Raw genomic sequence first — 23,830 nt, 5'->3', positions numbered from 1 at the left:
GACTCCAGCGTCTCCCCAACGTCCCTCCAGCGGCCCGGTGTGTGCTGAGCGGTGCCGGCCCTGCGCGGTGAGAGCGCTCGGCCCCGGGCTGCGAGGGGGAGACATGCGTGTGCTGTTCGCCGCACGGCGCTCCCTGCCGCACCTGTCCCCGATGGCACCGACCGCCCTGGCCTGCGCGGCCGCCGGGCACGAGGTGCGGATCGCGGCGCCGGTGCGGCCGGACGGCTACGTGTTCGGCCCCGGACTGTCCGTGCGGCCCCCCGAACCGGGCTGGCGCCCGCACCTGGTGGTGCGCGCGCAGGACGGGGACGCGACCGCCCCCTGGCCGCAGGACGGCCCGGTGGTCCACTGGACGGCCCTGGACCACCGGGATCCGGTCCCCCGGCACGGTGGCGACGCCGGACCGTGGTGCGTCGACCCCTGCCCGCCCGCGCTGCGCACCGACGCCGAGGCCGGAGCGTGGGCGGTGCGGCACGAGGAGCCGGCCGCGGCGCGGCCCGCGCCCCGCTGGCTTCGGACACCCCCCGGCCGGCTGCGGGTGTGCCTGCGTCCCGGCGCGGGGCACGGCGTGTGGCCGCCCGCCCGGGTACGCCGTCTCGCCCGCGCGGTGCACGGGCTCGACGCGGAACTCGTGGTCGTGGCCGACCTGCGCACGCGGTACGTCTACCGGGACGCCTTCGAGGGGCCCGTGCGGTTCGCCGATCCGCACCTGATCGGCACGGTGCTGGCCACCAGCGCAGGCGTCGTCCACGAGGGAGGGCCGGACGTCACACCGGCCGCCGCGGCCGTCGGAGTCCCGCAGCTCGTGCTCGCCGACGTCCGCCCGCCCGGCGACCGGCTGCACCGGATCGGCGCCGGACAGCGCCTCGCGGCGAACGACGCCGACGACGCGGCGGACCTGACGGACGCGCTGCGGCTGCGGCGGCGGCTGGCCGAACTGCTGCACGGCGGCCGGGCCCTCGCCGCCGCGGAACGGCTCAGGTCCGAGATGGCGGCGCTGTCGCCGCCGGACGCACTGGTCGGCCCGCTGGAGGAATACGCCGCGGGCGCGCGGCGCATCGGCCCGGTGCGCCCGACCCGCCCGCCGGAGGACCGGCCGGGCCGGCACCGCGGAAGGCCCGCGGCGAACCGCCGACAGGAACAGGAAGGTGAACGGGCGACATGAGCGTCGAAGAGGCGGAACGGCCCACGACCGCGCCTCGGGGAGCGTGCGGCCGCAAGGCGGAGGAGGGCGAACGACACCCCCTGGCGGCGTCCGCGACCGGGTCGCCGCGCCCCGCGTCCCCGGGCGCCGGACAGGGCACACCCCACCTGCGCGAACTGACCGGCCGGCTCGCCGAGCTGCGGGCGCTCGCCACCGCCGGACCGGGGGAGGCGGCGACCGAGGCCCAGCACCGGCGGGGCCGGCTCACCGTCCGAGAGCGGCTGGAACTGCTCTTCGACGAGGGGACGTTCCACGAGATCGAGACCCTGCGCCGGCACCGGGCCACCGGATTCGGCCTGGAGGACCGCAGGCCCCACACCGACGGCGTGGTCACCGGCTGGGGGCTGGTGGAGGGACGGCGGGTCTTCGCGTACGCCCACGACTTCCGGATCTTCGGCGGCGCCCTCGGCGAGGCCCACGCCCAGAAGATCCACAAGGTGATGGACCTGGCCGAAACGGCCGGCGCACCGCTGGTGAGCCTCAACGACGGGGCCGGCGCCCGTATCCAGGAGGGCATCTCAGCCCTCGCCGGGTACGGCGGGATCTTCCGGCGCAACGTCCGCTCCTCCGGCGTCGTGCCGCAGATCAGCGTCATGCTCGGCCCGTGCGCCGGCGGGGCCGCCTACTCGCCCTCACTCACCGACTTCGTGTTCATGGTGCGCTCCACCTCCCAGATGTTCGTGACCGGCCCCGACGTGGTGCGGGCCGTGACCGGGGAAGAGGTCACCCACGAGGAACTGGGCGGCGCCGAGGTGCACGCGGCACGCTCCGGGGTCGCCGCCTTCGTGCACGACGACGAGGAGACCTGCCTGGCGGAGGTGCGCCACCTGCTGACCCTGCTGCCGGCCAACAACCGCGAACTCCCCCCGGAGACCGAGCCCGACGACCCCGTCGACCGGCGCTGCGAGGCGCTGCTCGACCTGGTCCCGGCCGAGCCCCGCCGCAGTTACGACATCCGTCCGGTCATCGCGGAAATCGTCGACGACGGCGACTTCACCGAGGTGCACGAACTGTGGGCGCCGAACGTGGTGTGCGCGCTGGCCCGGCTCGGCGGCCAGACCGTGGGCCTGGTCGCCAACCAGCCCTCGGTGTCCGCCGGTGTCCTGGACATCGACGCCTCCCAGAAGGCCGCTCGCTTCGTCCAGTTCTGCGACGCGTTCAGCATCCCGCTGGTCACGCTCGTCGACGTGCCGGGCTTCCTGCCGGGCGTGGACCAGGAGCACGGCGGCATCATCCGGCACGGCGCGAAGCTGCTGTACGCGTACTGCGACGCCACCGTGCCCCGCGTCCAGGTGATCCTGCGCAAGGCGTACGGCGGCGCGTACATCGTGCTCGACTCCCGCTCCATCGGCTGCGACCTGTCCTTCGCCTGGCCCGGCAACGAGATCGCCGTCATGGGCGCGGAGGGCGCCGCGGGCGTGGTCTTCCGCAGGCGGATCGCCGCCGCGGACGACCCGGAGGCCACCCGAGCGCGGCTCGTCGAGGAGTACCGCACCGAACTCATGCATCCCTACTACGCCGCCGAGCGCGGCCTCGTGGACGACGTCATCGACCCCGCCGACACCCGCAGGGTGCTCATCGACGCGCTCGCCGTGCTGCGCGCCAAGCACCGTGCGGGCCCGGCCCGCAAGCATGGGAATCAGCCGCAATGACCTCACGGACGACCACTTCCACGCCCTTCCCCCTCCCTCCGGCGGTGACGCCCACCGACGCGTCGGCGGCCGAGCAGCCCCCGAAGCCGCTGCTGGTCTTCCACGGAGACCCGACCCCGGACGAGATCGCCGCGGTCACCGCGGCCATCCTGGCGGTCCTGCCCCGCCGCGGCCCCCGGGCCCGTGCCACGGGCCACCGCGGGGCCCGCCGGACCCGCTGGAGCCCGCCCGAGGTACCGACGGCGTCCTGGCAACGGGCGGGCTGAAGGGTGTCGTCCGGGTCGACCCCCGGCGCGGTCAGCGGGCCGCCGCCGCCGGGGCCGGGACGCGTGCGCGCAGCGCGGCCCGGTCCACCTTGCCGTTGGGCAGCCGGGGCAGGGCGTCCAGGTGCTCGGCGCGGTGCACGCGCTCGGCGGCCGGCCGGCCCCGGTCCAGCTCGGCCACCAGGTCCTCGACCCCGGGGCCGCCGGGGCGCGTGACCACGAACGCCACCGTCAGGGCCTCCCCGTCCGCGGCACCCTCGGCCGGTACGCCCAGCACCACGCACTCCCGTACGTCCGGATGGGCGCCCAGGCGCCTCTCGACGCGCCCCGGCGAGACGAGTTCGCCGCCGTGCCGGTACAGGTCGCCGATCCGGTCCAGGACGAACAGCGTGCCGTCCGCGTCGAGCCGTCCGGCGTCGCCGGTGGCGAGCCAGCCCTCGGCGTCGGCGAGCGGGGTGACGGTCAGCGCACCGGCCGCGTCCGCCCGGGCGTAGCCGGCCGCCACGTGCGGTCCGGCCACCTCGATCGCACCGACCTGCCCCGGCCCCAGCGGCTTGCGGTCGGCGAGGCCGACCACCCGGGTCCTGGCCCCGGGCAGCGCCGGGCCCACCGAACCGGCGGCCGCGCCCTCGGCGCCCGCGGAGTGCGCGAGCCCCGCCGTCTCGGTCAGCCCGTACCCCTGGACCAGGGGCACGCCGAGGCGTTCGGTCAGCCGCCGGACCGCCGACGGCGGCAGCGGCAGCCCTCCGGTCCCGATCAGCCGCGCCTGCGGCAGGGCCAGCGTGCCGAGACGCGGGTCGGCGGCCAGTCGGGCCAGCTGGAACGGCAGCGCGTAGAAGTGCGTGGCCGCCGCGGCGGCCCCGGCGTGCACGGCGTCGACCGGGTCCGGGCAGCCCGCCAGTACCTGGGTGGCCCCGGCCCGCACCGCGGCGTTCAGATGCATGGGGTGGTAGATCGGCAGGCCGTTGAGCACCACGGAGTCCGCGCCCAGGCCGTGGGCGGAGCCGATCTGGCCCGCGCCCGCCACCAGGTTGCGGTGGGTCAGTGCGACGGCCTTGGGCCGCCCCGTGCTGCCGCTGGTGAACATGAGGGCCGCGACGTCGTCCTCGGCGCCCCGGCTGCCGTCGGCCGTCGGCCCGGTGTCCGGCACGGGCCCGCCCGCCGGCGGCAGCTCCTCGAAGCCCAGCACGTGCCGCAGGCTCGCGACCCCGTCCAGCGCCCGCCCCACCCGCGCGCGCACGTCGTCCCCCAGCACCGCCGCACCGGCGCCGACCGACGTCAGCAACGCCTGCCACAGGTGCGGCGGCAGCAGCGGGTTGACCGGGGCCACCACGTGACCGCTGCGGACCACCGCGTAGTACACCGCGGGGAAGTCGGGTCCGAGGACGGAGGAGACGGCCACGACCCGGCGCCTGCCGGTGCCGAGCCGTGCGCGCAGTACGGCGGCGATCGCGTCGATCCTGGCGTCCAGACCCGCGTACGTCAGGTCCGCACCGCCGGCGACGCGGATCGCGATCCGGTCGCCGCAGCGACGGGCCGCCGCCCCGGGGAGCGCGTCCAACAGGACCGGCCGCCCGCTTCCGGCGGCCTGGGTGGGAGCTGTGGTCACGGTCTTCCGTCCCTTCTCGGGTGCGCGGACCCCCTTCGGGACGCGCGTGCCCGCACCCTGCGCGGCCCGGCTGGAGGGCAGATCGAGCACTCCTGAACGAGAGCCGCCCGAGTCCGTGCCGAGCGGTCGCCACCAGCCTGCCGAGCTCAGCGCCCACGCCCGCGTCAGGAGCCCGCATGACCACCGCCCAGGACACCACCGCCCAGGACACGACCGCCCACGACACCGCCGCCCACGACGACGCTCGCGCGGTGGAACGCCACCGCTCGCTGCTGGACTTCTACGCCCGCCAGATGCACGCCGCCGACTCGGACGACGCGGACGCGTACGCGCGGACGTTCACCGAGGACACCCTCTTCGTCAGCAACGCCCTGCCCGCCCCCGTCCGGGGCCGGGAGACCGTCCGGGAGTCGACCCGCCGGTTCGGCGCGGCGCGCGCCGCCCGCGGCGTCGTACGACGGCACCTGCTCACCTCGTTGACGGTCGACGACCTGCCGGACGGCGCGCTGGCGACCCGCAGTTACGTCCTGCTCGTCGAGACGCCCCGCGGGGGCGGCCCACAGGCCTACCTGAGCACGGTCTGCGCGGACGAGGTGATCGCCGGGGACGACGGCTGGCAGGTACGCAGCCGCACCGTGCAGCGCGACGACCTGCCGCCGCTCGGCTGACCGCGTACTCCGCCGGGTACCCCCGGGTACTCGGACACGTACAGCGGGGCGGGCCTCCTCACCGGAGACCCGCCCCGCGGCAGGTGTGCGGCCGCTCACGGCTCCGGCACGTGCGCCACCGCCCGGGCCCAGCCCGCGCCGGCCCGGGCGATCTTGACCGGGAAGCAGCTGACGGTGAAGCCGAACGGCCGCGGCAGCGCCTCGATCCCGGCCAGTCGCTCGATCTGGCAGTACTCGGTCTCCCGCCCCGCGAAGTGGGCCGGCCACAGCACGCCCGGGTCACCGGTCTCCCGGAAGGTTCGGATGATGTGGCCGAAGGGGGCGTCCAGGCTGAACGCGTCGGTGCCGATGACCCGGATGCCCAGGTCCAGCAGGAAGCGCACCGCCGAGCCGTCCAGCCCGGTGAAGTCCGTGAAGTAGCTCTGCGTACCGACCCGTTCGGCGGCGCCGGTGTCGAGCAGCACGATGTCCAGCGGCTGCGGCGGGTAGCCGGTGTCCGCGATCGCCTTCTCCAGGAACGCCGCGTCGACCGTGCCGGTCCCGGCGCCGCGCAGGTCGAGGGTGAAGGCCGGGCGGTGGAACCAGTCCAACGGCATCTGGTCGATGGTGCGCGGCTCGGTGCCGCCCGGCCCGCGGGAGCCGTAGTGGGCGGGCGCGTCCACGTGCGTGCCGGTGTGCGCGGTCAGGGTCAGGAAGTCGTTGGTCAGGAACTCGCCGTCGGGCAGCACGGAGGTGTCGAAGTCCACGCCGAACGCCCGGCGCATCCCGTCGGCCATGTGCCGGGCGCCCTCCTGCGCGGACATGATGGTGTGGGTCACCGGGTCCGGCTCCCAGAACGTGCTGTCCACGGGGGACGACAGATCGATCAGTGCCATGGGCTGCTCCTCGCAGACGGGACGGAACGCCGGTGTGGCGGTGGCGCTGTTCCGGCCATCCTGTGCAACGCCCCTCGTACCTCCCTGGAGCAGTCGTGAACGCGCGGCGGCCCTCAGCGCCGGCCTAGCCGCCCTCGAGCCCGCGCCGCCACCGTCGTACCGGCGGCGCGGCACGCGTGACCGCCGTCCGCCCCACTGATCGGAGGAACCGCCATGCCGACCGCGCAGCCGGAGGCCGTCACCCCGGGCACCGACCCGCGACTCCGCCACGAGGTGGAGGAGTTCTACGCCCGCCACTTCCAGGCCGGCGACGGCGGCGACCCGGTCGCCTGGGCCACCGGGTTCGCCCGTGCGGGCACCTTCAGCTCCAACGCCCGCCCGGAGCCGGTGACCGGCCGGCCGGTCATCGAGGCGGCCGTGACCCGCATGTTCGCGGACCGTGCCGCCCAGGGCGTCGTCCACCGCCACATGCTCACGCAGCTCACCGTGGAGCAGCGCCCCGACGGCCTGCTGCTCGCCCGCGCGTACGTCCTGGTGGTCGCCACCCGCCGGGGCGCCGACGACGGTGCCCCCACGCTGCTGGCCAGCACCGTGTGCGAGGACGTCCTCACCCGCGAGGACGGCCGGCTGCGCATCCTGTCCCGGCACGTGGACCGCGACGACCTGCCACCGGCGACCCGTTAGGACGGCCCGCCCCTGGTCGTACGCCCCCTGAACCCGTGCCCCGGTCGACGTCCCCCGCGACCGGGGCACGATCATGCCCGCGTCCCGCCGGCACGCCGCATGCCGCCGCCCGCCCATCGAACGGTGGGCGGGCGGCGGCATGGGGGGCCGGGTCAGGCGGCGGCCTGTGCGGGGCGCGTCGCGTTGACGACGGCCAGCAGCTGGTACGGCGTCTCCGCCTCGGCGACGACGTCGTCGGGCAGTACCAGGCCGAGGTCGCGCTCGATGCGTCCGGTGGCCTGGAGCATGGCCAGCGAGTCGTAGCCGAGGTCCAGGAAGGACGTGTGCAGCACTTCTCCGGTCAGGTCCACGTTCTCGTCCTCGCCCGCGCAGTCGCGCAGGATGTCCAGGAGCTGGTCCAGTGTCAGGTGTCCCATGGTGATCCTTCCGTGGTGTTCGTTCCCGGCGTTCGTTCCGGGTGTTCGTTCCGGGTGTTCGGTGTTCAGCCTCGACGCTTCTCGGCGTACTCCTTCGCGTACCGCAGCGTCGTGGAGCTGTTGGTGCCCAGGGCGTGGCGCACCAGCGTCCGCGCCTCGGCCGGGGTCGTTCGGGCGCCGAGCTGCTCCCGGACGCCGGCCGGGTCCAGGCTCACGGTGTGCCAGGAGGTGGCGGTGACGGTGTCGCCGTGCTGCTCGACCGTCCAGCGGCCGGTGTGGCCCGTCATGACGGGCGGGACCTTGAGCTGCTTGTAGACCAGCAGGCCGCGCTCGGGGAAACTCACCCGCACCGAGCGGGTGTTGTGCACCGAGCCGTCCGGGCCGCGGGTGTCCATGTCCAGTACCTGGACGCCGCCCGGCTCCTCGGTGAAGCGTGCGGCGGCGACGTGCGGCAGCCGCCGCGGCCAGGCGTCGGCGCGGTCGAGGAAGGCGTACACGTCGTCGGCCGACCCCTGGATCTCCGTACTGTCGCTGAAGGAGAAGGTCAGCTCCGGCCGCTGCACGCCGGTCTCGGCAGCGCCGCGGAGGGCGGCCAGTTCGGCCTCGCTGTTGTGCTCCACCGCGTCGGCCACCCAGGCCGTCGCCCCGGGGTCGTCGTCGACGACGCTGTAGTCGTGCAGCAGCACCACCCGGGTCGCGTCGCCGACCCGCTCGACGCGCCACTCGCCGCCCATCCCCGCCACCGGCGGCGAGGAGACCACCTGGCGGAAGGCGACCGTGCCGGCGGACCGGTCCAGGGTGCGGCGGGAGGTCCAGGAACGGACCTCGTCGTTGGCGAACGCCCAGATGCGCAGCAGCTGTTCGCCCTCCTTCTCCTCGGCCACCTCGGCGTGCACCGTGGGGCCGAACACCTGGGGCCAGCCGGTCACGTCGGCCACCAGGGCGAAGACGTGGTCCGGCGGAGCGCTGGTGAGTACTTCGTGGCGGGTGTGATGGACCGTTTGCACGGATGCTTCCTTCCAGGAGCAGAACGACAGGGGAGGGGGAGCGGCGGGCGCCGGGTCTCAGTAGTTGCCCAGACCGCCGCAGACGTTGAGCGCCTGCGCCGTGATGGAGCCCGCGGTGTCCGAGGCGAGGTAGCCGACCAGGCCCGCCACCTCCTGCGGGGTGGAGTAGCGGCCGAGCGGGATCTTCGCCTGGAAACGCTGGAGGACGTCCTGCTCGGTGGTGCCCCAGTGCTCCGCGTACCCGCGGCGCACCCGGCCCGCCATGGGCGTCTCCACGTACCCGGGGCAGACCGCGTTCACCGTGATGCCCGAGCGGGCCTGGGCCAGTTCGAGCCCGAGGGCCTTGGTGAAACCGACGACGCCGTGCTTCGACGCCGAGTAGGGCGCCGCGAGCACCACGCCCTGCTTGCCGCCGGTGGAGGCGATGCTGACCACGCGGCCGGCGCCGCGGTCGAGCATGCCGCCGCTGGTGAGCACCTCGCGGGTGACCCGGAAGACGGCGTTCAGATTGGTCTCGACGACGTCCTCCCACAGCGCGTCGGGCAACTCGGCCGTGACGCCGCCGCCACCACGACCGGCGTTGTTCACCAGCACGTGCAGCGGTCCGAACCGGTCGGCGGCGGCCCGCACCAGGTCCTTGACGTCCTGCTTCGAGGTCACGTCCGCTCGCGCCCCGGCGGCCTCGTGACCGGCGGCGCGCAGCTTCTCCACGGCCGTGTCCACGGCGTCCTGGTCGCGGGCGCACAGGAAGACCGCGTGGTCCTGCTCGGCCAGCAGCTCGGCACAGGCCAGGCCGATTCCGCTGGTGCCGCCGGTGATCAGTGCCGCACGGCGTCGGCTGGTGTCCATGACGTGTCCTTTCCTCGAACGGGGGTGGAAGCGACGGTGTGAGCGGAACCGGCGGGCAGGAGGGCGGGGTCGGCGACCGGCCGCAGACGGCGGGCCGCCTCGGCGAGCTGCGCCCGGTCGCGCTCCGCCCCCGCCCGCGCCGGGGAGAGCGGGACGACGGTGCCGGCGCCCCGGGTGACGGCGGGATGGCGGCGGGCGACCGTCGAAAGGCCCTGCCCCGGACCGGCCTCCACCAGCAGGAACGGCCCGGCCCCCAATGGACCGCGGGGCCCGAGGAGATGGCTGAGCGCCGCCCCGAAGTGCACGGGCCGGGAGGGCTGCATGGCCCAGAACCGCGGCTCGCGCACGAGCGGATCGGCCAGTTCCCGTCCGGTGTACCCGGACACCACCGGGGTGTGCGGCGCGCGCAGGGAGATCCGCCGGTAGGCGGGTACGGTCGCCGCGCAGGCCCCGGCCACCGAGGGACTGTGGTACCCGGTGGTGGCCTTGGCCGGCATCCACGCCGTCCCGTCCTCGGTGAGCGCCGCGGTGACCTCGCCGAGGTCCGGGTGCGGGCCGGCCAGCATCACCTGGGACGGCGCGTTCACGGCGGCCACCACGACCTGCGGGGTGAGCCGGGGGGCGACCTGGGCCGCGCTCGCCGCCACCGCGACCATGCCGCCGGGCGGGGCCCCCGCCAGGGACTCCACGCGCGCGGCGAGCACGTCCACGGCGTCGTCCAGGCTCATGATCCCGGCGAGTACGGCGGCCGCGTACTCACCGGCGCTGTGCCCGAGGTACGCGGCGGGCCGCACACCCCACGAGGCGAGCAGTGTGCCCAGCGCCACGTCCAGCCCGAACAGCAGGGGCTGGGCACGGCGCACGTCGTCCAGCGGGACGCCCGGGGAGTGGCCCAGCCAGTCGTCCCTGGTCCGCGCGCCCTCCTCGCCGAGCCGCTCGAACACCTCGTCCAGTACCCGGGTGAACACCGGCTCGGTCCCGTACAGCCCGCGCAGCATGCCCGGGTACTGCGAGCCCTGGCCGGGCAGCAGTACGGCCACCGACGGCGCGGCGTCGCCCGCGGCGGCCGCCACGACTCCCGCGGCGCTCGCGACGGCGTTCACCGGGCGTCGCCCCCGCGCAGCACCACGGCGCTGTTGAAGCCGCCGTCACCGCGGGCCAGCACCAGCGCGGTGCGCAGCGGCAGTTCCCGCGCGGCGCCCGTGACCAGGTCGATGCGGTAAGCGGGGTCGGCACGCTCCACGTTGGGCGTCGGCGGGATCACCCCGTCGCGCAGGGCGAGCAGTGCGGTCGCCGCGTCCAGCGCCCCACCGCCGGCGAAGAGCCGGCCGGTGCCCGCCTTCGGCGCGGTGACCGGCACGCCTTCCGGTCCGAACACGGCGACCAGGGCGGCGGCCTCGTCGCGGTCGTGTCCGACGACCCCCGACGCGTCCGCGAACACCACGTCCACGTCGCCCGGTGCGGCGCCGGCGTCGGCCAGCGCGGTGCGCATGGCGCGCTCCAGCCCGGGAGGCCGCCCGGAACCCGGACGCGGGTCCAGCGTGGCGGCGTACCCGGCGATCTCTCCGTACACCCGGTGCACCCCGCGGGCGCGGGCCGCCCCGGCCTCCTCGACGACCAGCAGGGCGCCGCCCTCACCGGGCACGTACCCGGGTGCGCCGGCCGCGAACGGCAGGTACGCCCGGCCCGGGTCGTCGACCCTGCTGAGCCGCCCGGTGGACACCTGGGCCACCCAGCCCCAGGGGCACAGCGCCCCGTCGACCCCGCCGGCGACGACCAGCGGCGTGCCGCGGCGCAGGTGCCGCCGGGCCTGCCCCAGCGTGTCCAGCCCGCCGGCCTGTTCGGCCACCAGCACCCCGCTGGGGCCGCGCAGGCCGTGCCGGATGGAGATCTGGCCGGTGTTGACGGCGTAGAACCAGGCGAAGGACTGGTAGGCGCTGACGTACTCCTTGCCCCGGCCCCACAGGTTCTGCAGCTCGCGGTGGCCGAACTCCACGCCACCGCCGGAGGCGGCGGTGACCACACCCATGCCGTACGGGTCCTGCGAGGCGGTGTCCACGGCCGCGTCGCCGAGTGCCTCGTCCGCCGCCACCAGCGCGAGCCGCGTCATGTGGTCCGTCTGGGGCAGCAGCCGGCTGGGCAGGTGCCCGGCGGGCTCGAACCCGTCGACCTGGCCGGCGACCCGGGTGGGGTACGAGTCGGCGGCGAAGCGGGTCACGGGGCCTATGGCGCCGCTCCCGTCGAGCGCGGCCTTCCAGTGGGCCCCGGTGCCGAGGCCGCTCGGTGCGGCGACACCGAGCCCGGTCACGACGGCTCTCACGGCTGCCTCCTGTCCGGTGCGGCGAGCACCATCGCCGTCTGGAACCCGCCGAATCCGCTGCCCACGCTGAGCACCACGTCGGTGTCGTGGTCCCGGGCGGTCAGCGGCACGTAGTCGAGGTCGCAGTCCGGGTCGGGTTCGTGCAGGTTCGCGGTGGGCGGGACGACGTCGTGCTCGATGGCGAGCGCGCAGGCCGCGACCTCCAGGGCGCCGATCGCGCCCAGCGAGTGCCCGATCATCGACTTGACGGAGCTGACCGGTACATGGTGGGCGTGCGCCCCGAGGCTCCGCTTGAACGCGGCGGTCTCGTGCCGGTCGTTCATCTTGGTGCTGGAGCCGTGCGCGTTGACGTAGTCGATGTCCTCGGGCGCGATCCGTGCCTCGTCGAGGGCACGGTCGATGGCCTCCGCCATCTCCACGCCGTCCGGCTTCAGGCCCGTCATGTGGTACGCGTTGCAGCGCGAGGCGTACCCGGCGATCTCGGCGTACATGTGCGCGCCGCGCCGGCGCGCGCTCTCCAGCTCCTCCAGGACGAGTACGGCCGCACCCTCCCCGAGCACCAGTCCGTTTCGGGTGCGGTCGAACGGCCGGGAGGCGTGCTCCGGGTCGTCGTTGCGCGGGGTGGTGGCGTGGATGGCGTCGAAGCAGGCGGAGGTGATGGGGGAGATCGGTGCCTCCGTGGCGCCGGCGACCATGACGTCCACGGAGCCGTCGCGGATGAGTTCCGCCGCGTGGCCGAGCGCGTCCAGGCCGGAGGTGCAGCCGGTGGAGACGACGGCAGCGGGCCCCTCGGCGCCGGCCTGCCAGGCCACTTCGGCCGCCATCGAGCTGGGCACGAAGTGCCGGTAGAGGGCCGGTACGGCGTACTCGTGGTCGACTTCCCAGGTGCGCCCGCCGTCGCTGACGACGACGTACTCGCGTTCCAGGCTGGTGGTGCAGCCCACCGCGCTGCCCAGCGTGGTGCCGATCCGGCCCGGGTCGGGGTACGACACCGGGTCGAGACCGCTGTCCTGGAGGGCCTCGCGGGCGCTGACGACCGCGAACTGCGCGGCGCGGTCCAGCCGTCGGATCTCCTGCGGTCCCAGTCCCGCCGCGCGCGGGTCGAAGTCGACCTCGGCGGCGACGCGGGAACGGAAGGGCGACGCGTCGAAGTGGGTGATGGTCCGGGTCGCGGAGCGGCCCGCCGTCAGCAGTTCCCAGTAGGCCTTGAGGCCCACGCCGCCCGGTGCGACGGCTCCCATGCCGGTGATCACCACTCGGCGGGTCATCGGTGCGCCGCCGTTCGGTGCGCCGTCGTTCGGTGCACCGGCCGTCGTTCGGCCCGTGGGTGGTGCTGGATCTGTCTCACGTTGCTCAGTCCTTCCGCTGGTGCGGGCGCGTGGCGAAGTCGGGGGAAGGGAGGGGAGAAGCAGTGGGGGAAGCGATGGGAGAAGCGATGGGAGAAGCGACGGGGGAAGAGAAGAGTCAGGCGTCGGGAGCGGCCGGTACGGGCGGGGTGTCGACGATCCGCAGCACGGCGCAGGACCAGGTGAACCCGGCTCCCACACCGACGAGGAGGACCAGCCGCCCGGGGGTCAGCCGCCCCTCGGCGGCCAGGTGGGCGAGCGCGGCGAACTGGTCGGCGGCGCCGAGGTGGCCCACCGTGCCGGCCCAGTCGAGGACGGTGCGCTCCACGGGGATGCCGAACGGCTGGAAGAAGGCCGCGTCGAGCCGCCGCCGCCCGAGGTGGGGCAGGACGAACAGGTCGATCCGCTCCAGCTCGACGTCGGCCTGTGCGAGGGCGTTCTTGAGCGCGGCGCGCTGTCCCGCGGAGACCCGGGCCACACAGAACGACATGCCGTTGCGGGCGACGTGGGCGCGCTTGAGCGCCTCCAGGTCGACCACCGGGCGCCGGCCGAACGGAGCGGCGCCGAAGGGGTCGTCGCCGCGGTGCATGCCTTCCAGCTCGGGGTCGGAGACCGTGGCCAGGCTCAGCAGCCGGGCGAAGCCGGAGCGGCGGGACAGGACGACGGCGGCGCCGGCGTCGCCGTAGAGCGTGCCGGGGTCGGAGCGCCAGCGGTCGAAGGCCGGGGCGCAGAACCGGTCGCCTGCGGTGAGCAGCGCGGCGGACCGGTCGTGGGCGCCGAGCAGGTACCCGGAGGCCAGCTCCAGCGCGGCCATCCCCCCGTTGGACATCTGGCGGATCTCGATCGCGGGGCAGGTGTCGGCGCGGACCGCCCGCTGTACGTAGGAGGCGGGCGGCCACAGGTCGTGGCCCTGGTAGTGCACGCTCGCGTGCAGCAGCAGATCGAGGTCGACGGCGCCGAGCCCGGCGTGCGCGAGCGCCGCCCGACCGGCCTCGGCCGCCAGTTCCGGGCCCGCCGTGCCCGGGGACACGGCCACGCTCTCCATCCGTGTCTGGCGCGCCGTCCGCTCGTCGAGCAGGCCGGCCGCCACGGCGTCCCGCACCGGGTGCAGCGGGGGCAGCACGCCGGCGACACCGGCGACGAAGACGTCCTGTTCGTACCTCATGGCAATCTCACCCGAACCTCCTCCTCACACTCGGACTCCCGCGCGACGCGGGCCCGCTGCCTCGAACCTCCGCCCCTTTCGGCTCCCTCTGACCCCGGGGCCGTGGGCCGCCCGCGGACGTCCGGCCCGCCGGTCGGCCCGCCCGCCGGTCAGCCGCGCAGGCCGACCGGCGGCTTCGCGGCAGCGGCGCCGTCGGGCACCGGCACGGTCGCCGCCGGGGCCGGTGTCGCGGGGGCACCGCCGGAGAACTCCGCGTCGGTGCCGGCCGGCCCGGGGTCCGCGTCGGCACCGGACCCGGGTGTGCGTCCGCCCAGCCACAGCGACCACACCGCGGCCGCCGCCACCGCCGCCGCCCCCAGCCAGACCGCCGCCCGCATACCCGTGACGAAGGCGTGCCCGCTCTCGTAGCCGCCCCGCGCGGCGAACACCGCGCTGAGCACGGCCACGCCGAACACGCCCCCGAGTTCCCGGATCGTGTTGTTGACCCCGGAGGCGATGCCCTCCTCGGTGCGCCGTACGGCGCCCAGCGCCAGATTGGCCGCGGGGCCGAAGTACAGGCCCATGCCGAGGCCGTTGAGGACGAAGGCGGGCAGCAGGGTCAGGAACCCGGAGGACTCGGTGACCGTCAGGGCGATGACCACGAGCCCCGCCGCCTGGAGCACCATGCCGGTCAGCACGATCGGCCTGCCCCCGATCCGGTCGGAGAGCACCCCGCCGATCGGGGCCGCGATCAGGGTCATGCCGGTCCAGGCGAGCAGCCGCAGCCCGGCCCCGAGCGGCGACGCGCCCTGGACCGTCTGGACGTACTGCGTGACCAGGAAGATGGACCCGAACATGCCGAAGTACATGAGCAGCGACACGCCGTTGATCGCGTTGAAGCCCCGGTTGCGGAAGAAGCGCAGCGGCAGCATCGGCGTCGGCGTGCGGTGCTCCCAGCCGAGGAACGCGAGCAGCGCCACCGCACCGAGCGCGAGCGCACCCGTGACCCGCGGGCTGCCCCAGCCCGCCGAGTTGCTCTCGACCAGGCCGAAGACGAGTCCGAGCACGGCGACGCAGCCCAGCAGCGTGCCGCCGATGTCCAGCGGCTTGCGTTCGCCGCGGCTCTCGGCCAGCCAGCCCGGCGTCAGGGCCAGCAGCGCCACCCCGATCGGCACGTTGATCCAGAAGATCCACTGCCAGGACAGGTAGTTGATCACCACGCCGCCCACCACCGGACCGAGCGCCACGGCGAGACCGCCGACCGCTCCCCAGATGCCGAGGGCCGCACCCCGCTGTTGGGGCGGGTAGGCCGCGGACAGCAGGGTCAGCGTGAGCGGCAGCACGATCGCGGCGCCCACCCCCTGCACGGCCCGCCCGGCGACGAGCATCTCGATGCCCGGAGCGAGCGCGGAGAGCACGGAACCGAGCGTGAAGACGCCGATGCCGATCGCGAACAGCCGCTTGCGTCCGAAGCGGTCGGCGACCGCGGCGGCGGAGAGCAGGAGCACGGCGAACACGAGAGTGAAGGAATTGACCGTCCACTCCAGCCCGGCCAGGCTCGCGTCAAGGCTCTCCCTGAGCTTCGGAAGGGCGGTCGTGACCACCAGGTTGTCCAGGGACACCATGAACACGGCCACCGAGGTGACCGTGGCGGTGCGTCCCGGATGGCCGCGGGTCTCCACGGGGCCGGGTGCTGCTGCGTCGGTGGCTGCCATCGCCGTAGGTCCTCTCTCGCTGTGGGGTGCGGGGTGTTCCGCACAGGAGAGTCACGGCAGCGGATAGCGCAGGGGTGGAGAAGCTCTGAAGAACCGGCGGCGCCGAGCGCCTACGATGACCCCGTGTCCATACCGCCCCCACCAGGACCCCAAGGGCAGTACCCCCAGGGTCCGTACGCTCCGCAGTGGGGCCACCCGCTCGCGCCGTACCCCCGGCAGGCTCCCGTGAACGGGCTCGCCGTCGCCGCGTTCGTGCTCGGTGTCCTCTGCTTCGTGCCGGCGGTCGGGCTCGTGCTCGGCCTGATCGCGCTGGCCCGGATCCGGAAGCGGGGGGAGCGGGGCAAGGGGTTCGCGGTGGCCGGCTGCGTGCTGTCCTCCGTGGGGCTGGCCCTGTGGACGCTGACGCTGTCCACGGGCGCCGCCGGCGACTTCTGGGACGGCTTCCGGGACGCCGCGCGCGGCGAGGGCACCGCCTACTCCCTGGAGAAGGGCCAGTGCTTCACCACCCCCAGCGGCTCCCTCCAAGGGGTGACGTACGACGTCGACCAGGTGCCCTGCGCGCGGGAGCACGACGGCGAGGTCTTCGCCGCCTTCGACCTGCCGGAGGGTTCCTACCCGGGCGACGGGGAGATCACGCGGGCCGCCGACGACCGGTGCTACGCCCTCCAGGACGCCTACGCGATGGACCGCTGGGCGCTGCCGGCCGACGTCGACGTGTACTACCTGACCCCGACGTCCGCGAGCTGGCGGACCGGTGACCGCGAGATCACCTGCCTGTTCGGGAACACGGACGAGCGGGGCACGCTGACCGGCTCGCTGCGCAACGACGGCGCGCGGCTCGACGCGGACCAGCACACGTACCTGCTCGCCGAGGGCTACCTGAACCGGGCCATGGACGAGGTGCCCGCGGCGGAGGCGGTCGAGGACGACCTCGCGGGCTACCGGGTCTGGGCCGGGCAGGTCTCGGAGGCGCTCAGGGGCGAGGTCGCGATGCTGGACGGGCACGACTGGCCCGCCGGCGCGGAGCGCCCGGTCGCCGCGCTGACCGACGACCTGCGGTTGGCGCAGGAGGAGTGGGGCCTGGCGGCGAAGGCCGCCGACCTCGACGCGTACTTCGAGCACTACGGCAAGGGCTACGACCTCGTCGTCGCCGACAGCACGGTCACCGCCCGCAAGGCTCTGGGCCTGGCCACCACGCCGCCGGAGTACGAGGGCGGCGACGGCGGGGGAGACGACCCCGGCGTGGAGGTGTGAGAGCGGCCACAGCGGGGAGAAAGTGCCTGCGCAAAGCCCTCGGGCGCCACAAGTCATCACATCGAGTGATTCTTTGGCCTTTGCTTGCCTGGTCCAACCTACGGTTGCCACGCTGTTGCTGTCTGTACAACCTGATGGGAGCGACCAGTGACATTCGGTGAGCAGCCGGCGTATCTGCGTGTCGCGGGTGATCTCCGCAAGAAGATCGCCGACGGCCTGCTGCCGCCCCATACCCGTCTCCCGTCCCAGGCGCGGATCCGCGAGGAGTACGGCGTCTCGGACACCGTCGCCCTGGAGGCGCGCAAGGTGCTGATGGCCGAGGGTCTGGTCGAGGGCCGCTCCGGCTCCGGCACCTACGTGCGCGAGCGGCCCGTCCCGCGACGCGTCGCCCGCTCCGGATACCGGCCGGCCGGCGGGGCCACCCCCTTCCGCCAGGAGCAGGCCGACGGGGACGCGCGCGGCACCTGGGAGTCGCGCAGCGAGCAGGCCGAGGCGAGCGGTGCCGTGGCCGAGCGGCTCGGGATCAAGCCCGGTGACCGGGTGATGTGCACGCGGTACGTCTTCCGGGAGGGCGGTGAGGCCGTGATGCTCTCCACCTCCTGGGAGCCGCTGGACCTGACCGGCCGCACTCCGGTGATGCTGCCCGAGGAGGGGCCGCTCGGCGGCATGGGCGTCGTCGAGCGGATGGCCGCCATCGACGTCGTCGTCGACAACGTCACCGAGGAGGTCGGCGCCCGCCCCGGCCTCGCCGAGGAGTTGCTCGCCCTGGGCGGTGTTCCGGGGCACGTGGTGCTGGTCGTCCAGCGCACGTTCTACGCCTCGGGGCGTGCCGTGGAGACCGCCGACGTGGTCGTCCCGGCCGACCGTTACCGGGTGGCGTACCACCTGCCCGTCAGGTAGCCCGTCGGGCAACCCCTCAAGCGGGGCCGTGGCCGGGAGAGTTCGGGGGGCCCTGCCCGTCGTGCGGGTTCTGCGGTGCACGGCGGCGGTGTGAGACGGCGGTGTGAGATGGCGCACGCCTGTCGTGCGCCTCCCGCGCCCCGTTCCCCCGCTCACGCATGCGCCGGGGCCCGCCGCGCCGTTCGCCCCGCGCCGGAATCCGGTCGTTCCCCCAGGTCGCCTCCCCGGACCCGGTCCCGCCCGTGACCGGAGGCATCGGTGTGCGGGGACGGCGCGTTCCGTACCGTGCGCCCCCTGCGTTCTGGCTGGTTGCGTACCTCTTTGTGTAAAGCCGTATTCGCTCCGTGAAGGTTGGGCGTAGGCTCGGGCATATGCGGATTGCGGTTTCCTTGGCGGGCGGGGCGCGGCGGGTGCCGTGGGCGGCGGGAACGGGAAGTGGAGGGGCGCGATGAACGACAGCACGGTCACTCTTCCCTGGCTGGTCTTCCGGCAGGACGACAACGGCAATCGCTATCGCGTGGGCAGGTACGCCACCCGGGCGGAGGCCCAGAAGATCGCGGACACCCTCGACGGTCGCGGCCACCAGCAGCTCTACTGGGTCGAGAAGCTCGCCGCGCCCGGCGCGGGCGCGGCGGACTGACCCACCCCGGACCGACCCACCGCGGACCGGCCCGGCCGGGCAGGCCGTAGGCTCCGGCGCATGACGGAACGGATCGTGGTGGGCGCCGCCCTGCTCGACGGCGGGCGCCTGCTCGCCGCGCGCCGCAGCGCACCCGCCGAACTGGCCGGACGGTGGGAGCTGCCCGGCGGCAAGGTCGAGGCGGGCGAGACGCCCGAGGCGGCACTCGTGCGCGAACTGCGCGAGGAACTCGGGGTGGCGGCCGAGGCCGGCGAGCGCGTTCCGGGGCAGTGGCCCCTGCGGGCCCCCTTCGTCCTCCAGGTGTGGACCGCCCGCCTGCGCCCCGGCTCCGCGGCCCCCGCGCCCCTGGAGGACCACGACGAGCTGCGCTGGCTGACCCCCGGCCAGATCTGGGACGTGCCCTGGCTCGACCAGGACGTACCGGCCGTCGAGCGGGTGCTCGCACACCTGCGAGTCGAGGCGGGCCGCGCGAGGAACGGTATCGAGCCCGGATAAAGGGTATGTGCCCATTAACCCCATGAAAACGGACAGTAGTGGGGTCGTCGGCCGGGGAAGTGATCGGCGTGAGTGACGGTGAGGGCGACTGCGCCGAGTGGGTCTTTCCCGCGGCGCCGGACGCCGTGCGCACCGCCCGCTCCCTGGTCCGCCGCACCCTGGGCGAGTGGCGGCTCGACAGCGTCGGGGACATCGCCGCCCTGCTGGTCAGCGAGCTGGTCACCAACGCCCTGCGGCACGCCACCGGCCCCATCGGCGTCCGCCTGGTGCGCAGTCCCGCCGCCCCGGCCGCCGCCGGAGTCGACGGCGTCCTGCTGGTGGAGGTCTCCGACCCGCTGCCGGACCCGCCCCGCGAGCGCGTCGCCCGGCCCGACGACGAGGACGGCCGAGGTCTGCAGTTGGTGGCCTCCGCCGCGCGGCGCTGGGGCACCCGTCCCGGGGAGGCGGGCAAGACCGTGTGGTTCGAACTCGCCCTGCCGCGTTAGTGCGACGGCCTCGTGACGCACTGTCGCCGACACATCGGCCGACGTACTGAATGTCCCGGTATCGTCCCTGGTCCGGGGCGCCAACCGGTTCAGGCCAGTGGCAGTTGTGGAACTGCGTGATTCGATGCCGTGTCCGCTGGTTAGAAGACTGGAAGTGTTGTCGCGGTCCGGACCGAAAACCATCGGGACCGTGCTGTGATCGTGAACACCGTGTCGTGCGGCGCCGTAGTGCTGGATACTGCGGGCAGCCGCCTCCGGTGACCGGTGCCGGATGCGGTGAGCTGGAGGGGACGGTTCGCGTGAGCGAGATACCAGCGAGGGCCAAGGAGCCCACGGAGTCCACGGAGTCCGAGGGCCCGTCGGCGGACGCGCCACTCGGTGACGCGGTGTGGCAGAGCAGCCCGCCCGGCTCCATCTACGACTACATCAAGGTCGCCTCCTTCTCCATCGGCCCCGACGGACTCGTCGACCAGTGGAGCCTGCGTGCGGAGCAACTGCTCGGCATCCGGGCCGAGGACGCCGTGGGCACCGACCCCATCGAGGCCTTCATCGATCCCGACCTGCGGGAGCGCGGCCAGCGCAAGATGACCGAAATCCTCGACGGCCGGGAATGGACCGGAGTGGTCCCCTTCCGGGCCCCGGACGAGGCCGGGGGGACGGCAGGGCACGCGGGCGGCCGGCACACCGGCGGCCCACGCGGACAGCGCGGACTCGCCGAGGTGTACGTCATGCCGACGCGCACGGAGGACGGGGAGAAGGCCGCCGTCTGCATCGTCGTCGACGTCCGCGTCCTGCGCAGCATCGAGACGGATCTCGCCGCCTCGCAGGCCATATTCGGCCAGTCTCCGTTCGGGTTCCTGCTCATCGACCCCGATCTGACGGTGCGCCGCGCCAACCAGCGGTTCGCCTCCATCTTCGGCGGCACCCCCGACGACCACCGCGGCAAGGGCGTCCACGACTACCTGCCGCGCGCCGAGGCCGACCGGGTCTCCGCGACCCTGCGCCGGGTCCTGGAGACCGGCGACTCCATCACGGACATGCACGTCACAGGCTTTGTGCCGGGCTCGGAGGAGCGCCGCCACTGGTCCGTCAACCTCTACCGCGTGCACAGCGGTTCCGGCCGGCCCATCGGCGTCGCCTGGCTCGGCACCGACATCACCGCCCGCCGCCAGGCCGCCCGCGAGGCCGCCAACGCCCGGCGCAACCTCGCCCTCCTCAACGAGGCCGGTGCCCGCATCGGCAACTCCCTCGACCTGGAGACCACCGCCCGCGAACTCCTCGACGTCGTCGTCCCCGGCTTCTGCGACCTGGCCACGGTCGACCTCTACCAGGGCCTGCTGGTCGGCGACGAGACCCCGCCGGGACTCGCCGACGGCAGCGCGGAACTGCGCCGGGTCGCCTTCTCCAGCGCCGTCTCCGACGCCCCGTTCCTGGGCACCGGCGAGCGGGTCAAGCTCGGCGCCGTCCACCACTACCCGTTCAACTCGCCCTGCGCCGACGCCCTGCGCACCGCCCGGCCGCGCAGCGTCCCCGCCGAGGACGGGGGCCTCGTGCAGTCCACGCTCGCCGTGCCGATGGTCGCCCACGACACGGTCGTCGGACTCGTCCAGTTCGCCCGTACCAAGGGCAGCGAGCCGTTCGGGGACCGCGACCGCGACCTCGCCGTGGAGCTGGCCGCGCGCGCCGCCGTCTGCATCGACAACGCCCGGCTCTACCGGCGCGAGCACGAACGCGCCCTGATACTGCAACGCTCCCTGCTCCCGCCCGGCGACCCGGAGGCCTCCGGACTCGACATCGCCTGCCGCTACCTGCCCGGCGAGGCGGCCACCGGCCGGGCCAGCGAGGTCGGCGGCGACTGGTTCGACGTGATCGAACTCCCCGGGCACCGCACCGCGCTGGTGGTCGGCGACGTCATGGGCCGCGGGCTGCGCGCCGCCGTCGCGATGGGCGAACTGCGCACCGCCGTACGCACCCTGGCCCAGCTCGACATCGAACCGGCCGAGGTGCTCTCCCAGCTGGACGAGATCGCGCGCGGCCTCGGCGCGCCCGGGGGCGTCCAGCAGGCCACCCGGGCCGCCCGCCGCCCCCGCGAGGCCGACCTGTCCGAGGTCTACCTGGCGACCTGCGTGTACGCGGTCTACGACTCGGTGACCCGGCGCTGCACCTTCGCCAACGCGGGCCACCTGCCGCCCGTCCTGGTCGAGCCCGGCGAGTCCGCGCTGATGCTGGACGTGCCGCCCGGTCTGCCGCTCGGCGTCGGCGGGGAGCCCTTCGAGGAGGTGGAGGTGGAACTGCCCGAGGGCGCCCTGCTCGCCCTCTACACCGACGGACTGGTCGAGAGCCGCGACCACCCCCTCGACGAGGGCCTCCAGGCCTTCGTGGGCGCCCTCACGGACCCCACCCAGCCCCTGGAGGACGTCTGCGACCAGGTCCTCAACACCCTCGACAGCCACCACGGCGAGGACGACATCGCGCTGCTGATGGCCCGCGTCCAGGGCCTGCCCAGCGACAGCGTCGGCGACTGGACCCTGCCGCGCGAGCCGCGCAGCGTCGGCCGGGCCCGCGAGTACGCCCGCGCCCAGCTGCTGGCCTGGGACATGGAGCCGCTGGTCGACACCACGGAACTGCTCGTCAGCGAGCTGGTCACCAACGCGCTCCGCTACGGCGAGGGCGAGATCAGGCTCCGCCTCCTCCTCGACCGCACCCTGGTGTGCGAGGTCTGGGACTCCGGCCTGGTCCAGCCGCGCCGGCGTCGTGCCCGGGACACCGACGAGGGCGGCCGCGGCCTGCAACTGGTCGGCCTGCTCAGCGCGGCCTGGGGCTCACGCCGTACGCCGCACGGCAAGACGGTCTGGTTCGAACTGCCCCTGCCGGGCGCCGACACCCAGCTCACGGACCCCGCGGAGGCGTTGCTGAGCCTGTTCTGACCCGGCCCGGCGTCGTACGGGTCCGGGCCCGCCGGATACGGCGCACCCGGCCGTATCCGGCCAGCAGCAGGGCCGCCCCGGCCGTGGCCAGGGGCGGCACCAGATCGACGGAGATCACCGCCGCACACCCCTGACCGCAACCGGAACACCGGTTCGAGTCGTCCCCGCTGGCACCACGCTCGGAGCGTAAGCGCGGCGACCGGTCACCGCGACCGGGGACGGACCACAGGGAGGGGACACCGTGGCGGACACGGAACCGAGAGACACCGAACCGGCAGCCGCCGACGGCGATCAGCCCCCACAGGGGCCACCCGCACCCGGCGACCAAAGCGGCACGGACGGTGCGGGTGGGAACACGAAAAAGAAGAAGCGGCTCCGCCGCACCCGCCGCATCACCCTCGCCGTGCTCCTCGTCCTCCTCGTCCCCCTCCTCACCGCCGAGACCGCCCTCCGCATCAACTACATGGGCGACCCCGCCGACGGCACCCGCACCAGGAACCGCGACGCGATCTGGCTCGGCCACGCCTGGGTCGACGGCCGCAAGAAGGACGCGGACCTCACCGCACTGGCCCGCAGCCTCAAGACGACCGGAATCCGCGACCTGTACGTCCACACCGGCCCGATGGAGCACGACGGCACCCTGCCGAAGTCCCTCTACCCCAGGGCCCGCTGGCTGGTGGACGGCGTCCACCGCGAGATGCCCGGCGTCCGCGTCCAGGCCTTCCTGGGCGACGTCCTCGCCACCGAGAGCCCCGACGGCATGCGCCTGGAGAAGCCCGCCACCCGCGCCGCCGTCGTCGACTCGGCCCGCCAGGTCCTGGACGTGGGCTACGACGGAGTCCACCTCGACCTGGAACCGCTGCACTCGGGCGACCGGAACTACCTCTCCCTCCTCGACGACGTCCGCGCCGTCACCCGCGCCCGCGACGCGCAGCTCTCCGTCGCCGCCCACCAGATCGACCCGCTGCCGGGCTTCCACTCCTTCTGGGGCACGGTCGCCGGACACCCCAAGTGGTGGTCGCAGGAGTTCTTCGGCCAGGTCGCCCGCCGCGTCGACCAGATCGCCGTCATGTCGTACGACACGATGCAGCCCCTGGAGAGCCTGTACGGCGGCTACGTCGCCCAGCAGACCTCGCTGGCCCTGGAGGTCACCCCGCCGACGACCCACCTCCTGATGGGCCTGCCCTTCTACCACGAGAACCGTTTCGGCCACTGGAACCACGCGGAGACCGTCGCCGCCGCCGTCCGCGGTGTCCGCCTCGGCCTGTCCCGCACGGACGCCGACCGCGAGCGGTTCGGCGTCGCGGCGTACATCGACTTCGCGGCGACGGACGAGGACTGGGCGTCGTACCGGGACGGCTGGGTCCGCTAGGCGAT

Annotated in this window: 22 protein-coding genes; 12 read left to right on the top strand and 10 right to left on the bottom strand. The window is 74.4% G+C overall.

Translation table 11 applies throughout. The features are described from left to right. The first annotated feature begins 103 nt into the window (after nt 1-103). The 3 genes from ACH4D3_RS21890 to ACH4D3_RS21880 are packed head-to-tail and all read left to right on the top strand — an operon-like array spanning nt 104 to nt 3,122. Nucleotides 104-1,165, top strand: coding sequence for a nucleotide disphospho-sugar-binding domain-containing protein (locus tag ACH4D3_RS21890; protein WP_398324299.1), 1,062 nt, complete (start codon nt 104-106; stop codon nt 1,163-1,165). Then, entirely contained in the window at nt 1,162-2,856 is a 1,695-nt protein-coding gene (locus ACH4D3_RS21885) for an acyl-CoA carboxylase subunit beta (RefSeq protein ID WP_398324297.1), read from the top strand. Before ACH4D3_RS21890 ends, ACH4D3_RS21885 begins: the two co-directional genes overlap by 4 nt. A gap of 44 nt (nt 2,857-2,900) precedes the next feature. Then, on the top strand, nt 2,901-3,122 hold the full coding sequence (locus ACH4D3_RS21880) for an acyl-CoA carboxylase epsilon subunit (RefSeq protein WP_398324295.1): 222 nt from the start codon (nt 2,901-2,903) through the stop codon (nt 3,120-3,122). Between the two features lie 31 nt (nt 3,123-3,153). Here ACH4D3_RS21880 and ACH4D3_RS21875 read toward each other — a convergent pair whose 3' ends face one another. Continuing rightward, the gene (locus tag ACH4D3_RS21875) at nt 3,154-4,728 is read right to left on the bottom strand and encodes a class I adenylate-forming enzyme family protein (protein WP_398324293.1); all 1,575 of its coding nucleotides are present in this window, start codon (nt 4,726-4,728) and stop codon (nt 3,154-3,156) included. 176 nt (nt 4,729-4,904) lie between these two features. On the opposite strand from ACH4D3_RS21875, the gene ACH4D3_RS21870 reads away from it, so the two are divergent. Further along, on the top strand, nt 4,905-5,396 hold the full coding sequence (locus ACH4D3_RS21870) for a nuclear transport factor 2 family protein (RefSeq protein WP_398324291.1): 492 nt from the start codon (nt 4,905-4,907) through the stop codon (nt 5,394-5,396). Nucleotides 5,397-5,491: 95 nt separating this feature from the next. On the opposite strand, the gene ACH4D3_RS21865 is transcribed toward ACH4D3_RS21870, so the two are convergent. Then, nucleotides 5,492-6,271: a cyclase family protein gene (locus ACH4D3_RS21865; protein ID WP_398324289.1), complete on the bottom strand. Its 780-nt coding sequence runs from the start codon at nt 6,269-6,271 to the stop codon at nt 5,492-5,494. A 213-nt stretch (nt 6,272-6,484) separates the two neighbouring features. On the opposite strand from ACH4D3_RS21865, the gene ACH4D3_RS21860 reads away from it, so the two are divergent. Continuing rightward, nucleotides 6,485-6,955 (top strand): nuclear transport factor 2 family protein, encoded by a 471-nt coding sequence (locus ACH4D3_RS21860; RefSeq protein ID WP_398324287.1) that lies wholly within the window; start codon nt 6,485-6,487, stop codon nt 6,953-6,955. Between the two features lie 152 nt (nt 6,956-7,107). On the opposite strand, the gene ACH4D3_RS21855 is transcribed toward ACH4D3_RS21860, so the two are convergent. From ACH4D3_RS21855 to ACH4D3_RS21820, 8 genes are all read right to left on the bottom strand, one after another. Then, nucleotides 7,108-7,371: an acyl carrier protein gene (locus ACH4D3_RS21855; protein WP_398324285.1), complete on the bottom strand. Its 264-nt coding sequence runs from the start codon at nt 7,369-7,371 to the stop codon at nt 7,108-7,110. 65 nt (nt 7,372-7,436) lie between these two features. Next, entirely contained in the window at nt 7,437-8,378 is a 942-nt protein-coding gene (locus ACH4D3_RS21850) for an aromatase/cyclase (RefSeq protein WP_398324283.1), read from the bottom strand. A 57-nt stretch (nt 8,379-8,435) separates the two neighbouring features. After that, nucleotides 8,436-9,227 carry an SDR family NAD(P)-dependent oxidoreductase gene (locus ACH4D3_RS21845; RefSeq protein WP_398324281.1) on the bottom strand — a complete coding sequence of 264 codons (792 nt, stop codon included), beginning with the start codon at nt 9,225-9,227 and terminating at the stop codon, nt 8,436-8,438. After that, nucleotides 9,197-10,330, bottom strand: coding sequence for an acyltransferase domain-containing protein (locus ACH4D3_RS21840; RefSeq protein WP_398324279.1), 1,134 nt, complete (start codon nt 10,328-10,330; stop codon nt 9,197-9,199). The genes ACH4D3_RS21845 and ACH4D3_RS21840 overlap by 31 nt, the downstream gene beginning before the upstream one ends. Then, on the bottom strand, nt 10,327-11,547 hold the full coding sequence (locus ACH4D3_RS21835) for a ketosynthase chain-length factor (protein WP_398324277.1): 1,221 nt from the start codon (nt 11,545-11,547) through the stop codon (nt 10,327-10,329). Before ACH4D3_RS21835 ends, ACH4D3_RS21840 begins: the two co-directional genes overlap by 4 nt. Further along, nucleotides 11,544-12,815: a beta-ketoacyl-[acyl-carrier-protein] synthase family protein gene (locus ACH4D3_RS21830; RefSeq protein WP_398324275.1), complete on the bottom strand. Its 1,272-nt coding sequence runs from the start codon at nt 12,813-12,815 to the stop codon at nt 11,544-11,546. Before ACH4D3_RS21830 ends, ACH4D3_RS21835 begins: the two co-directional genes overlap by 4 nt. Before the next feature lie 196 nt (nt 12,816-13,011). After that, nucleotides 13,012-14,058, bottom strand: a complete 1,047-nt coding sequence (locus ACH4D3_RS21825; protein WP_398324273.1) for a ketoacyl-ACP synthase III family protein — start codon at nt 14,056-14,058, stop codon at nt 13,012-13,014. A gap of 149 nt (nt 14,059-14,207) precedes the next feature. Next, nucleotides 14,208-15,752, bottom strand: a complete 1,545-nt coding sequence (locus ACH4D3_RS21820) for an MFS transporter (protein WP_398324271.1) — start codon at nt 15,750-15,752, stop codon at nt 14,208-14,210. A gap of 123 nt (nt 15,753-15,875) precedes the next feature. Between ACH4D3_RS21820 and ACH4D3_RS21815 the strand changes: the two genes are divergently transcribed. From ACH4D3_RS21815 to ACH4D3_RS21785, 7 genes are all read left to right on the top strand, one after another. Then, the gene (locus tag ACH4D3_RS21815) at nt 15,876-17,006 is read left to right on the top strand and encodes a DUF4190 domain-containing protein (RefSeq protein ID WP_398324269.1); all 1,131 of its coding nucleotides are present in this window, start codon (nt 15,876-15,878) and stop codon (nt 17,004-17,006) included. A 147-nt stretch (nt 17,007-17,153) separates the two neighbouring features. Then, a complete protein-coding gene (locus ACH4D3_RS21810; RefSeq protein WP_398324267.1) occupies nt 17,154-17,906 on the top strand; it encodes a GntR family transcriptional regulator in 753 nt (250 codons plus the stop codon). Nucleotides 17,907-18,354: 448 nt separating this feature from the next. Then, nucleotides 18,355-18,546: an SPOR domain-containing protein gene (locus tag ACH4D3_RS21805; RefSeq protein ID WP_398324265.1), complete on the top strand. Its 192-nt coding sequence runs from the start codon at nt 18,355-18,357 to the stop codon at nt 18,544-18,546. A 60-nt stretch (nt 18,547-18,606) separates the two neighbouring features. After that, nucleotides 18,607-19,041: a (deoxy)nucleoside triphosphate pyrophosphohydrolase gene (locus ACH4D3_RS21800; protein WP_398324263.1), complete on the top strand. Its 435-nt coding sequence runs from the start codon at nt 18,607-18,609 to the stop codon at nt 19,039-19,041. A gap of 38 nt (nt 19,042-19,079) precedes the next feature. Continuing rightward, nucleotides 19,080-19,526: an ATP-binding protein gene (locus ACH4D3_RS21795; RefSeq protein ID WP_398324261.1), complete on the top strand. Its 447-nt coding sequence runs from the start codon at nt 19,080-19,082 to the stop codon at nt 19,524-19,526. A gap of 299 nt (nt 19,527-19,825) precedes the next feature. Next, on the top strand, nt 19,826-22,453 hold the full coding sequence (locus ACH4D3_RS21790) for a SpoIIE family protein phosphatase (RefSeq protein WP_398324259.1): 2,628 nt from the start codon (nt 19,826-19,828) through the stop codon (nt 22,451-22,453). A gap of 241 nt (nt 22,454-22,694) precedes the next feature. Further along, nucleotides 22,695-23,825, top strand: a complete 1,131-nt coding sequence (locus ACH4D3_RS21785; RefSeq protein WP_398324257.1) for a glycoside hydrolase family 18 protein — start codon at nt 22,695-22,697, stop codon at nt 23,823-23,825. Nucleotides 23,826-23,830 lie beyond the last annotated feature (5 nt).

The sequence above is a fragment of the Streptomyces sp. NPDC018026 genome, from assembly GCF_044327745.1.
Lineage (GTDB): Bacteria > Actinomycetota > Actinomycetes > Streptomycetales > Streptomycetaceae > Streptomyces > Streptomyces rubrogriseus.
This window is presented reverse-complemented; position numbering and strand designations above follow the sequence as displayed.